Below are 12,949 nucleotides of genomic sequence, written 5' to 3'. Positions count from 1 at the left end.
GGTTACGCCGCCATCCGGCGTGCAGAATACAAAAAACCCCGCCGTAGCGGGGTTTGGTGCGTTACAACGCGAAATTAATGACGGGCGCGCACAATCTGATATTTACGTGTCAGATACTCGACTGGCACGCTCCAGATATGTACCAGACGCGAGAATGGGAACAACAGGAACAGCGTCATACCCAGCACAAGGTGCACACGGAAAATAAATGCCACGCCATCCAGATACTGAGACGCCCCGCCGTGGAAGGTCACCACTGATTGTGCCCAGTTCACCAGCTTCATCATTTCGCTACCGTCCATATGCTGAGCCGAGAACGGAATGGTCAGCAGGCCCAGTGCACACTGGATAACCAGAACAGACAACACCAGAATGTCGGCTCCCGTGGTCGTTGCACGCACGCGTGGACTAAACAGACGACGTTTCAGCAGCAGTACGCCCCCCACCAGGCACATCACACCACTGGCACCACCGGCAAACATCGCCATCTTTTGCTTCACTTCAAGCGGTAACCACGCTTCGTACATCCAGTGTGGCGTCAGCATCCCCAGGAAATGACCCGCGAAGATGCCAAGGATCCCAATGTGAAACAGGTTTGACGCAAGGTTCATCCCTTTGCGATCCAGCATCTGGCTGGAAGCCGCACGCCAGGTATACTGACCGTAGTCGTAACGTAACCAGCTGCCAATCAGAAAGACAGAACCCGCAATATACGGATAGATGTCAAAGAAGAACGTATTCAGGAAGTGCATTAGTTCTGTCCTCCGGTGGTGATGTTCAGGTACTGCGGCGCAACGGCCCCGGCAAAACGACGCTGGTGAGCAGAAATTTCAGACTCACCACATCCCTGGTCGGCAAAGAATTTCACCTGCTCTTCTTCCCAAACAGCATCCAGTGCCTGCGGCGTGTCGTCACGAACTTCATCCGCAATTTTTTCGGCCACTTTGTCACCGTCGATAGCGGTATTCGCCAGTTTTAACAGCAGATCGAACAGCACCGCGTAACGGCTTTCGCGCTGTTGCAGACGCGCACTGAGCAGCGCCAGAATCGGGGCGATATCCTGCAAGCCACCTAACGCTTCGCTTTTTGGCAACTGTGCGAGGTACTCCAGATACAGCGGTAAGTGATCTGGCAATTCGCGGCTATCGAGTTGTAGCCCGTGCTGTTCATACTGCGCCATCAGGTCAACCATCGCCTGTCCACGATCGCGGGATTCACCGTGAACATGTTCAAACAGCAGTAGCGAAGTCGCACGACCACGGTCGAACAGTTCGCTATAGCTTGCCTGTGCATCCAGCATGTCCTGCGCAGTTAAATCGCGCAGGAAAACGCCCAGAGTCTGGGCATCCTCTTTGTCCAGGTTTTCAGATGACGCGAGTGCATCGAAAAGTTCCTGCTGATGCTGCCACAAGGCAGCATCCGGGTACTCGAGCAGACGCGAAACAATGACGAGTTCAATCATTGGTGCGGCTCCGTTTTGCTGGTCACATCGACAGCATCGATGCGGCGACTGTTGAACAGATTGAATTTAGTATCAGAACCGTGGCAACCATCACCGAAGGTGAAACCACAACCGCTCTTCTCCGGGAATGCTTCACGCGCCAGTTCGCGATGGCTGCTCGGGATCACAAAACGATCTTCATAGTTAGCAATCGCCAGGTAACGATACATCTCTTGTGCCTGAGCTTCGGTCAGCCCGACTTCTTCCAGCGCGCGGGTATCAACTTTACCGTCTACGGTTTCTGCGCGTTTGTAGTGACGCATCGCCAGCATACGTTTCAACGCCCGCAGTACCGGCTGGGTATCACCCGCAGTCAGCAGGTTCGCCAGGTACTGAACCGGGATACGCAGGCTGTCCACGTCTGGCAGAATACCGTTGCTACCCAGTTCACCCGCGTCAGCAGCGGACTGAATCGGAGATAAAGGTGGCACATACCAGACCATCGGCAACGTGCGGTATTCGGGATGCAGCGGCAGCGCCAGCTTCCAGTCCATCGCCATTTTGTATACCGGAGACTGCTGGGCCGCGTCGATTACACTCAGCGGAATGCCATCTTTCAGTGCCTGTTCAATCACCGCTGGATCGTTTGGATCGAGGAATACGTCCAGCTGACTCTGATACAGATCTTTCTCGTTCTCGGTGCTTGCCGCGCTTTCAATCGCATCTGCGTCATACAGCAGCACGCCGAGATAACGAATACGACCTACGCAGGTTTCAGAGCAAACGGTCGGCTGACCGGCTTCGATACGCGGATAGCAGAAAATGCACTTCTCAGATTTCCCGCTCTTCCAGTTGAAGTAGATCTTCTTATACGGGCAACCGGTGATGCACATACGCCAGCCACGGCACTTGTCCTGGTCAATCAGCACGATGCCATCTTCTTCACGTTTGTAGATGGCGCCACTTGGGCAGGTCGCCACGCACGCCGGGTTCAGGCAGTGCTCGCACAGACGGGGCAGATACATCATGAAGGTGTTTTCGAACTGGCCGTACATCGCCTTCTGTATATTTTCGAAGTTCTGGTCTTTCGCCAGTTTCTCGAACTCGCCGCCCAGGTCATCTTCCCAGTTCGGACCTTTGGTGATTTTGTCCATACGCTGACCGGTAATCAGCGAGCGCGGACGGGCGATCGGCTGCGCCTTGCTATCAGCAGGTGCGTTGTGCAGCGTCTGGTAGTCGAAATCAAACGGCTCGTAGTAATCATCAATGCCCGGCAGATGCGGGTTAGCAAAGATTTTACCCAGCAGCAGCGCTTTGTTACCCATGCGCGGCACCAGCTTGCCGTTGATTTTACGGATCCAACCGCCCTTCCATTTTTCCTGGTTTTCCCAGTCAGTCGGGAACCCCGTACCGGGCTTCGTTTCAACGTTATTGAACCAGGCATATTCGGCACCTTCACGGCTGGTCCAGACGTTTTTGCAGGTTACTGAACAGGTGTGGCAACCGATGCACTTATCGAGATTCAGCACCATGCCGACTTGTGAACGAATTTTCATTTTACGCTCTCCTGTACCTGGTCATTGCCTTCACCATCCAACCAGTCAATGTTCTTCATCTTACGTACCACAACGAACTCATCACGGTTCGACCCTACGGTGCCGTAGTAGTTAAAGCCGTAGGCCAGATGTGCATAGCCGCCGATCATGTGGGTCGGTTTCGGCGTAATACGCGTTACCGAGTTATGGATCCCGCCACGCTGCTGGGTAATTTCTGAACCTGGCAGGTTCACAATACGTTCCTGCGCGTGGTACATCATGGTCATCCCGGCCGGCACACGCTGGCTGACAACGGCACGGGCGGTTAAGGCACCGTTGCTGTTGAAAACTTCGATCCAGTCGTTATCTTCGATACCCAGTTCTTTCGCATCAACTTCACTCATCCACACGATCGGACCACCGCGTCCCAGCGTCAGCATCAGCAAGTTGTCGCTGTAGGTGGAGTGGATACCCCATTTCTGGTGCGGCGTCAGGAAGTTAAGTGCTTTTTCCGGATTACCGTTAGACTTCTCGCCCATCACCTCTTTCACCGAACGGGTGTCGATTGGCGGACGATAAACCAGCAGGCTTTCACCGAAGTCGCGCATCCACTGATGATCCTGATACAACTGCTGGCGACCAGAAAGCGTGCGCCAAGGGATCAGCTCGTGAACGTTGGTATAACCGGCGTTATAAGACACATGTTCATCTTCCAGACCTGACCAGGTCGGGCTGGAGATAATTTTGCGCGGCTGCGCCTGAATATCACGGAAGCGAATCTTCTCATCTTCTTTGTTCAGCGCCAGATGCGTATGATCACGTCCGGTAAATTCACTCAGCGCTTCCCAGGCTTTCACGGCAACCTGACCATTTGTTTCCGGTGCCAGGGTGAGGATCATCTCAGCGGCATCAATAGCCGTGTTTAGACAAGGCTGTCCTTTCGCCGGGCCTTCCGCCTTGGTGTAATTGAGCTTACGCAGCAAGTCCATTTCACTCTGGGTGTTCCAGGCAATCCCTTTACCACCGTTACCGATTTTTTCCATCAACGGACCGATAGAGGTGAAGCGCTCGTAAGTTGCCGGGTAATCACGCTCAACGGTCATGATGTGCGGTGCGGTTTTGCCCGGAATCAGGTCGCATTCGCCTTTTTTCCAGTCCTTCACGTCTAACGGCTGCGCCAGTTCGGCGGCAGAGTCGTGCTGGATTGGCAGCGTCACCACGTCGGTTTCTTTCCCGAGGTGGCCTACGCAGACTTCAGAGAATTTCTTCGCGATGCCTTTGTAGATTTCCCAGTCGCTTTTCGACTCCCAGGCTGGATCAACAGCGGCAGACAGCGGATGAATAAACGGATGCATATCCGAAGTATTCATATCGTCTTTTTCATACCAGGTAGCCGTTGGCAGCACGATGTCGGAATACAGACAGGTGCTCGACAGACGGAAGTCCAGCGTCACCACCAGATCCAGTTTGCCGTCCAGCCCGTTATCCTGCCATTCCACTTCTTCTGGCTTCACGCCTCCCTGTTTACCCAGGTCCAGTCCCTGAATACCGTGCTCGGTACCCAGCAGGTACTTCAGCATGTATTCATGACCTTTACCGGAAGAACCGAGCAGGTTAGAACGCCAAATAAACAGGTTACGCGGATGGTTTTTACCGTTTTCTGGTTGTTCTGCCGCAAAGCGAATAGAACCTTCTTTCAGAGATTTAACGGTGTAATCGACGGGTGTCATCCCAGCTTTTTCCGCCTCACGCGCAATGTACAGCGGGTTAGTACCCAACTGCGGTGCGGACGGCAACCAGCCCATACGCTCGGCGCGCACGTTAAAGTCAATCAAATGGCCGCTGTAGCGGGATTTATCCGCCAGCGGAGACAGCAGTTCCTGCGCGGTGACCGTCTCATAGCGCCACTGGCTGGAGTGGTTATAGAAGTAGGAGGTGCTGTTCATGTGACGCGCCGGACGCTGCCAGTCGAGGGCAAACGCCAGGGGCTGCCAGCCGGTCTGCGGACGCAGTTTTTCCTGGCCCACATAGTGGGCCCAGCCGCCACCGCTCTGACCAACGCAGCCGCAGAAAATCAGCATGTTGATAAGGCCACGATAGTTCATATCGAGGTGGTACCAGTGGTTCAGACCCGCACCGACGATAATCATCGAACGACCGTGCGTCTTGTCGGCATTATCCGCAAATTCACGGGCGATGCGCACGATTTGAGAACGTGAAACACCGGTGATTTTTTCTGCCCACGCCGGGGTATACGCTTTTACGTCATCGTAGCTGGTCGCGCAGTTTTCATCATTCAGACCACGCTCAAGGCCGTAGTTAGCCATGGTCAGATCGTAAACGGTGGTCACCAGAGCCGTAGAGCCATCGGCCAGTTGCAGTCGTTTCACCGGCAGTTTATGCAGCAGAACGTTTTCCAGTTCGACTTTATTGAAGTGTTCAGTTCCTTCGCCACCGAAGTACGGAAAACCGACTTCAGCGATGTCATCCTGACTACCCAGCAGGCTCAGTTGCAGTTCGGTTTCGGCACCAGACGTACCGTCACGCTGCTCCAGGTTCCATTTGCCTTTTTCACCCCAGCGGAAACCAATTGAACCGTTTGGCGCAACCATTTCGCCGTTGCTGTTAATCGCGACAGTTTTCCATTCCGGGTTGTTTTCCTGGCCCAGAGAATCGACCAAATCTGCCGCACGCAGCATACGCCCAGCGGCATAGTAACCGTCACGCTCTTCAAGCATGACCAACATTGGCATGTCGGTGTAACGGCGCACGTAATCGGTAAAGTACTGGCTTGGGTTGTCGAGATGGAACTCACGCAGCATAACGTGGCCCATCGCCAGCGCCATCGCCGCATCGGTCCCCTGCTTCGGTGCCAGCCACAGGTCGCAAAGCTTGGCGATTTCTGCGTAGTCCGGCGTAATCGCGACAGTTTTGGTACCTTTGTAGCGAACTTCTGTGAAGAAGTGCGCATCCGGGGTACGGGTCTGCGGTACGTTAGAACCCCAGGCGATGATGTAACTGGAGTTGTACCAGTCAGCAGATTCAGGTACGTCTGTCTGCTCACCCCAGGTCTGCGGAGACGCAGGCGGTAAGTCGCAATACCAGTCGTAGAAGCTCAGGCAAGTACCGCCGATCAGCGACAGGTAGCGCGCGCCAGAAGCATAAGAAACCATCGACATTGCCGGGATCGGTGAGAAACCAGCAACGCGGTCAGGACCATAGGTTTTCACGGTATAGACGTTAGATGCCGCAATCAGTTCGTTTACTTCCTGCCAGGAAGAACGGACAAACCCGCCACGGCCACGCGCTTGTTTGAAGCTTTTTGCTTTATCGGCGTCTTCGATGATGGAGGCCGAGGCGTCAACGGGATCGCTGTGCAGTCTTTTCGCTTCACGCCACATCTTCATCAGACGTTTGCGCATCAGCGGATATTTGAGGCGATTTGCGCTGTAGAGATACCAGGAATAGCTCGCGCCACGCGGGCAGCCGCGAGGTTCGTGGTTTGGCAGATCAGGACGAGTACGCGGGTAGTCAGTTTGCTGGGTTTCCCAGGTTACCAGACCATTTTTCACGTAGATTTTCCAGCTGCATGAGCCGGTACAGTTTACGCCGTGGGTTGAACGCACGACTTTGTCATGCTGCCAACGCTGGCGGTATCCATCCTCCCAGTCCCTGTTGGTGTTGAGAAGCTGGCCGTGCCCATCGGCAAAGGTTTCGCCCTTCTGTTTGAAGTAGCGAAACCGGTCCAGGAATTTACTCATCGGTTTTCTCCTGTAGGAGCCTGACGGCTCTCTGATAAATCGACATTGCTTGATTGGGAGTGAAGGTAACGCTCTGAAAGGGCGTGATAATTGATAACGATCAAGGCAGACAGGGATGAAAAATGAGGGTTGGTTTTTACATACCCCCAAAGTGGGATATTAATATTTAACGTAATAAATTGAATTTAAAGGATTTTAAATAATTCACTTATCATGCAAATGTTAAATTCTTTATAAGTGGGTATTAAGGGGTATCCCCCCTGCTTAGCATATTGCGTACGCCGTTCTCACAGGCTGTTGTCATGCCACAATACAAAAGTATGTTGTAACTAATTACAGGCAAAAAAAAGCGCGGTATAACGCCGCGCAATGGATAATCAACCTACACTTCATCCTTCAAACTGCTTCTGCGTTGGCTGCGCTCGTTCTCCCCAGTCACTTACTTCAGTAAGCTCCTGGGGATTTCTCACTTGCCGCCTTGATGCAGTTAGAATGATTTTGTGTATACCTCTTTTTTACTTTTTAGAATGACGTCCGTATACCACCCAGGTGATGACCACGCAGGCGACATAGAAGATCAGAAATACTTTCATCGCACCGACCGGAGAACCGGTTAATGCCAGGGACGTACCAAATGCTTTCGGGATAAAGAAGCCGCCGATCGCACCAATAGCAGAGATAAAGCCCAACGCTGCCGCAGTGTCGGTTGCCGCCTCGCGCATCGCTTTCTCTTCTGAACCGCCTTCAGCTTTCACTCTGTCCATCGTCAGCTTACGGAAGATGACAGAGATCATCTGGAAGGTTGAACCACTCCCCAGCCCGGCCGTCAGGAACAGCGCCAGGAACACGGCGAAGAAGGCAATGAAGTTGCCGCCGACACCGTTTGATGGCAGCGTCAGGAACAATAAGGCACTGAAAATAGCCATCAGCACGAAGTTCACCAGCGTGACGCGGGTCCCGCCCAGACGGTCAGAGATTGCGCCGCCCGCAGAACGCGCCAAAGCGCCAATGAACGGACCAAAGAAGGCGTAATGCAGGATCTGCACCTCAGGGAACTGCGTTTTTGACAGCATCGCGAAACCTGCGGAGAAGCCGATGAAAGAGCCGAAGGTTGCCAGATACAGCAGGCTCATAATCCACAAATGCCCGCGTTTCAGCACCGGCAATTGCTCTTTCAGCGAGGCTTTTGAGGTTGCCAGTTCGTTCATACCGAACCATGCGGCCAGCGTGAAAATAGCGAGGAACGGCACCCAAATCCATGCGGCGTTTGCCAGATACAACTGCGTGCCATCCGGTTGTTCAACGCCGTGGCTGCCAAAAGCGGCGAAGATGGACAGTGAGACCACCAGCGGCGCAACCAACTGCATCACGCTGACGCCCATGTTGCCCAGGCCGCCGTTCAACCCCAGCGCGCCGCCCTGTTTCTGTTTTGGAAAGAAGAAGCTGATATTTGCCATGCTGGAAGCAAAGTTCGCACCGGCAAAACCGCACAGCAGGGAGATAATAATAAAGGTACTGAACGGCGTGGTGGTATCCTGCACAGCAAAGCCTAACCACACGCAGGGGATTATCAGGATACCTGTGCTGAACGCTGTCCAGCGTCGCCCACCAAACAGGGGAACCATAAAGGAGTACGGTACGCGCAGCAGCGCGCCGGAAACTGAAGGCAATGCCGTCAGCATAAACAGCTGCTCAGTGGTGAAATTGAATCCCACTTTCGGTAAGTTCACCGCCACTGCGCTAAATAACATCCATACGCAAAACGCCAGCAGCAGACAAGGGACTGAAATCCACAGGTTACGGCTGGCAACTCGTTGACCACGCTGTTCCCAGAAGGCGGGATCTTCCGGCCGCCATTCCGTGATTACAGCTCCAGATGCCCTTTCCGGGGCAGATGAGTGACTCATAGACACCTCTGATACTTGTTTCGATGCCTGCAACATTAGGGTTTACAGCCGGGGGTAAGTTGATATAAATCAAAGGAAAAGGTGTCATTATTAACGCCTAAAATTTATCATTACCCTAAATGAGTACATAACTTCGGTAAAAAAGATGTGGTTTTTCACGCTTCTGTCGCACCCTACTCCCCGACGTCCGGGATCTCTCCCCCTGCCGGCAATTAAGGGGTAGCCCGTTTGAGGTATGGGTATACTCCAGTGTATCGCTGAGAATAGCGGCACTGCCTGCAGCAGAATCGTCATTCAATAAGGTTTTCTGCTCACTGAGAACCCGAAGGAAGAAGTCACATGTTTAAACGTTGTCTTTCCCCGCTTACGCTGGTTAACCAGGTGGCGCTGATTGTTTTGCTGTCTACCGCGCTTGGCGTGGCGGGTATGGCTGTCTCCGGCTGGCTGGTTCAAGGCATTCAGGATAGCGCTCACGCGATCAATAAAGCCGGCTCGCTACGTATGCAGAGCTACCGTTTGCTGGCTGCCGTACCGCTGGACGCCAGCGATCAACCGCTGCTGGATGAAATGGAACAAACGGCGTTTAGCCCTGAACTGACTCGTGCCGCGCAGCGCGACGGCCAGCAGACCCAGTTAAAGGCATTGCAGGATTACTGGCACACCGAACTGGCACCTGGGCTTAAACATGCACAAACGGGGGATGCGGTCGCCGACGACGTTTCACGCTTTGTGACCGGACTGGATAAGTTGGTTACCGCCTTTGACCATACCACGGAGTTGCGTATTGAACGCGTTGTTATGCTGCATCGCCTGATGGCAGTATTTATGGCTCTGCTGCTGGTCTTTACGATTATCTGGCTGCGCGTACGTCTGCTGCAGCCGTGGAAACAACTGCTGGCGATGGCCCGCGCCGTCAGCCAGCGTGATTTTACGCAACGTGCGCATATCAGCGGACGTAATGAGATGGCGGCACTGGGTTCGGCGCTGAACAATATGTCCGAAGAACTGGCCGAAAGTTATGCCGTACTGGAACAGCGGGTGCAGGAAAAAACCGCGGGTCTGGAACATAAAAACCAGATCCTCTCTTTCCTGTGGCAAGCCAACCGCCGTCTGCACTCACAGATACCGTTGTGTGAGCGGCTTTCACCGGTACTCAACGGGTTGCAAAATTTAACGCTGCTGCACGATATTGAGTTGCGGGTTTATGACCTGGAAGATGAAGATAATCATCAGGAATTTACCTGCCAGTCGAGTGCCAGTTGCGATGAAAAAGGTTGTCATCTGTGTCCACGAGGCACACTGCCCGCCATTGATGGTGGTACTACGCTGAAATGGCGGCTGACCGATGCGCATACCCAGTACGGTATTCTGCTCGCCACCTTGCCGTACGGGCGTCATCTCAGTCACGATCAGCAGCAACTGGTCGATACTCTGGTTGAACAACTCACCGCAACACTGGCGCTGGACAGACACCAGGAACGTCAGCAGCAGTTGATCGTGATGGAAGAGCGTGCCACCATTGCTCGCGAACTCCATGATTCTATTGCACAATCGCTCTCCTGTATGAAGATGCAGGTCAGTTGTTTGCAGATGCAGGGCGACGCGCTCCCGGAAAACAGTCGTGAGTTGCTAAGTCAGATTCGTAACGAGCTAAATGCTTCATGGGCACAGCTACGTGAATTGTTGACGACCTTCCGTTTGCAGTTGACTGAGCCTGGGTTGCGGCCCGCGCTGGAAGCCAGCTGCCAGGAATACAGCGCTCGCTTTGGTTTTTCGGTGAAGCTGGATTATCAGTTGCCGCCGCGCCTGGTCCCTTCACATCAGGCGATCCACCTGCTGCAGATTGCCCGTGAGGCCCTGAGTAATGCGCTTAAACACTCTCAGGCCAATGAAGTCATCGTGGCGGTGGTGCAAAATGGCAAACAGGTCAAACTGACAGTGCAAGATAACGGCTGCGGCGTACCAGAAAACGCCGAACGCAGTAACCACTACGGCATGATTATAATGCGCGACCGTGCGCAGAGCTTGCGCGGCGATTGCCGTGTACGCCGTCGCGAGACGGGCGGTACTGAAGTTGCTGTCACTTTTATTCCCGAAACAAACTTCACAGAAGTCCAAGGAGATACCCATGAGTAATCTGGAACCGGCAACCATCCTGTTGATCGACGATCATCCGATGCTGCGCACCGGTGTAAAACAGCTTGTCAGCATGGCGTCCGATATCACCGTGGTCGGCGAAGCCAGTAATGGCGAGCAGGGTATCGAGCTGGCTGAATCACTTGATCCCGATCTGATCCTTCTTGATCTCAACATGCCGGGAATGAACGGTCTGGAAACGCTTGATAAGCTACGAGAGAAATCTCTGTCCGGACGCATCGTCGTTTTCAGTGTTTCCAACCATGAAGAAGACGTCGTGACTGCCCTGAAACGCGGTGCTGACGGCTATCTGTTGAAAGACATGGAGCCAGAAGATCTACTGAAGGCGTTGCAACAGGCTGCCGCCGGCGAAATGGTACTGAGCGAAGCCTTAACCCCGGTTCTGGCCGCCAGCCTGCGCGCTAACCGTGCGACCTCCGATCGTGATGTAACTCAGTTGACGCCACGTGAACGCGATATTCTTAAGCTCATCGCCCAGGGTCTGCCTAACAAGATGATTGCTCGCCGCCTCGATATCACCGAAAGCACGGTAAAAGTGCATGTAAAGCATATGCTGAAGAAAATGAAGCTTAAATCACGCGTTGAAGCCGCGGTATGGGTGCACCAGGAACGCATCTTCTGATAACGCGAGTATTAACGAGGATCATTTCCCGAAACGGCATTAAACGGTTCGGGCAGTGATAGCGTGATCTCATTGGAAGAGACACGCTGGCCCTGCTCGTCTTCCACGACGACCGACAGCCGCCAACGGTTGGTTGCTCCTTCACTGCTATCCCACTTCGGCATAATAACCGTCCAGCCTTGCGCACTACGAGGATGGCTTCCGGCCGTTAAACTCAATGCTTTCGTGTCTCCCTGCCATGTCAGATGACGGATGCCATACTGACTACGCACCTGTAATTTCAACGCTACCGTCTCGCCGGGTTTCAGATCCCACGGCGGTGTTGTCAGAAATACAGATAAGGTTTTACGCTGGCGATACTCCAGCGTTGGCACGCTGTTACGCTGAGGATCGTCATAACGACTCCCGCGCAGCGATCGGCTGTTTGCGACTTCACTCACCATTAACTGTTTTTTTAACGGAACGCCAAAACGATAATTGAGGGTCAATCCCAGATTATTTTGGCTTACCCCGCTTTCGCCCTGTTTATGCTGCGCGGTCACCGTAATCAGCGGCACTGGCGTATAGCTCAGTCCCAGGTTTACCGCCACCGGATTGCGGTAGCCCGTTCCCGAATGGAAAAGGTCTACCCGATCGCCAAAATATTGCTCGACGCTGACGCTGGTATTGAGATGCTCATAAAAGGGTAACCGCATCAATGCAGTAAGGTCGTAGCCCCGCGCCATCCTTTGCTCCTGTGTCGAAGAACGATTCTGCCACGAGGAAAACGGCTGGTAGTAGTTGGCGGATAGCCGCAGATACTCTCCCCACGCCTCGGCACCGAACCCGCCACGTGGCAGATTCTCATCCAGCAGGTTGTCATAAAAGGTGTTGTAACCCACTAACCAACCGTCACGTACCCAGCGCTGCCCAATCCCCGCATTACTGACCAGGCCTTCGTCCTGCTGCGTCAGTCCCAGCTGGCTCCAGGTGAGATAGCGTTGATTGTCCTGCCACGGGATAAACCAGCTTCCTCGACTGCCGGCAAAGCTACCTTCATTATCCACCTGCAACCCAACGCTGGCATTCCCCCACGGAGAAAGCCAGGATTCCAGTTGCTGATTCACCTGCTCACTGACTGTGTCACGCACCTGGCCAAACGCGAACTGCTTCGCTTGCTCGCCAGTATCAAGGCCGTTATCGGTCATGCTGGCTTCCCCAAACGCTTTAACCATTTCGGCAAAGTGCTTTTCGCCTGCCCGCGACTCCGGCGCCATACCGAGATCGGGCAAGCCATCACTATTGTTATCGAAAGGGTTCTCCGCCTGGTGAATAAAAGACGATTGCGCGCTGGCAGTACCGCCTGCAAACGGCAAGAGTGAGAATACTGCGAGAGATAAATAAATATTACGGCTCAAATCGTTAGTGGTTTCTTACATCAATTAGCCACAGCGGCATACTTATCTTAAACCATAACGTCTTCAGCATTGATTTTCAGCCCTTCCTTCCTTTTTCGGCATTATCCTGGCATCGGGAAATAGGTGTAA

8 protein-coding genes are annotated in these 12,949 nt (G+C 53.5%); 2 read left to right on the top strand and 6 right to left on the bottom strand.

Translation table 11 applies throughout. The annotated features are described in order from the left end of the window. Positions 1-74 precede the first annotated feature (74 nt). The 5 genes from narI to HV041_RS07325 all read right to left on the bottom strand — a co-directional run bounded on the left by narI (position 75) and on the right by HV041_RS07325 (position 8,644). A complete protein-coding gene (narI, locus tag HV041_RS07345) occupies positions 75-752 on the bottom strand; it encodes a respiratory nitrate reductase subunit gamma (protein ID WP_048211472.1) in 678 nt (225 codons plus the stop codon). Next, on the bottom strand, positions 752-1,462 hold the full coding sequence (gene narJ / locus HV041_RS07340) for a nitrate reductase molybdenum cofactor assembly chaperone (protein ID WP_048211471.1): 711 nt from the start codon (positions 1,460-1,462) through the stop codon (positions 752-754). Before narJ ends, narI begins: the two co-directional genes overlap by 1 nt. Then, positions 1,459-2,997, bottom strand: a complete 1,539-nt coding sequence (narH, locus tag HV041_RS07335) for a nitrate reductase subunit beta (protein WP_101742308.1) — start codon at positions 2,995-2,997, stop codon at positions 1,459-1,461. The genes narJ and narH overlap by 4 nt, the downstream gene beginning before the upstream one ends. Further along, positions 2,994-6,737 carry a nitrate reductase subunit alpha gene (locus tag HV041_RS07330; protein WP_182294115.1) on the bottom strand — a complete coding sequence of 1,248 codons (3,744 nt, stop codon included), beginning with the start codon at positions 6,735-6,737 and terminating at the stop codon, positions 2,994-2,996. The genes narH and HV041_RS07330 overlap by 4 nt, the downstream gene beginning before the upstream one ends. Before the next feature lie 515 nt (positions 6,738-7,252). Next, positions 7,253-8,644 carry a NarK family nitrate/nitrite MFS transporter gene (locus HV041_RS07325; protein ID WP_061068016.1) on the bottom strand — a complete coding sequence of 464 codons (1,392 nt, stop codon included), beginning with the start codon at positions 8,642-8,644 and terminating at the stop codon, positions 7,253-7,255. Positions 8,645-8,983: 339 nt separating this feature from the next. On the opposite strand from HV041_RS07325, the gene narX reads away from it, so the two are divergent. Further along, positions 8,984-10,780, top strand: a complete 1,797-nt coding sequence (gene narX / locus HV041_RS07320) for a nitrate/nitrite two-component system sensor histidine kinase NarX (protein WP_182294114.1) — start codon at positions 8,984-8,986, stop codon at positions 10,778-10,780. Further along, positions 10,773-11,423, top strand: a complete 651-nt coding sequence (gene narL, locus HV041_RS07315; RefSeq protein WP_061068018.1) for a two-component system response regulator NarL — start codon at positions 10,773-10,775, stop codon at positions 11,421-11,423. Before narX ends, narL begins: the two co-directional genes overlap by 8 nt. Positions 11,424-11,434: 11 nt before the next feature. Here the strand turns inward: narL and HV041_RS07310 are convergent, their stop codons facing one another. Further along, a complete protein-coding gene (locus HV041_RS07310; protein WP_121584721.1) occupies positions 11,435-12,820 on the bottom strand; it encodes a YchO/YchP family invasin in 1,386 nt (461 codons plus the stop codon). Between the last annotated feature and the right edge of the window lie 129 nt (positions 12,821-12,949).

This window comes from Citrobacter sp. RHBSTW-00029, assembly GCF_014104295.1.
Classification (GTDB): domain Bacteria; phylum Pseudomonadota; class Gammaproteobacteria; order Enterobacterales; family Enterobacteriaceae; genus Citrobacter; species Citrobacter youngae.
This window is presented reverse-complemented; position numbering and strand designations above follow the sequence as displayed.

What these genes read in the sequence shown, in the direction of transcription:
- narI (WP_048211472.1), bottom strand. Translation starts at nt 752, where the DNA reads ATGCACTTCCTGAATACGTTCTTCTTTGACATCTATCCGTATATTGCG.
- narJ (WP_048211471.1), bottom strand. Translation starts at nt 1,462, where the DNA reads ATGATTGAACTCGTCATTGTTTCGCGTCTGCTCGAGTACCCGGATGCT.
- narH (WP_101742308.1), bottom strand. Translation starts at nt 2,997, where the DNA reads ATGAAAATTCGTTCACAAGTCGGCATGGTGCTGAATCTCGATAAGTGC.
- HV041_RS07330 (WP_182294115.1), bottom strand. Translation starts at nt 6,737, where the DNA reads ATGAGTAAATTCCTGGACCGGTTTCGCTACTTCAAACAGAAGGGCGAA.
- HV041_RS07325 (WP_061068016.1), bottom strand. Translation starts at nt 8,644, where the DNA reads ATGAGTCACTCATCTGCCCCGGAAAGGGCATCTGGAGCTGTAATCACG.
- narX (WP_182294114.1), top strand. Translation starts at nt 8,984, where the DNA reads ATGTTTAAACGTTGTCTTTCCCCGCTTACGCTGGTTAACCAGGTGGCG.
- narL (WP_061068018.1), top strand. Translation starts at nt 10,773, where the DNA reads ATGAGTAATCTGGAACCGGCAACCATCCTGTTGATCGACGATCATCCG.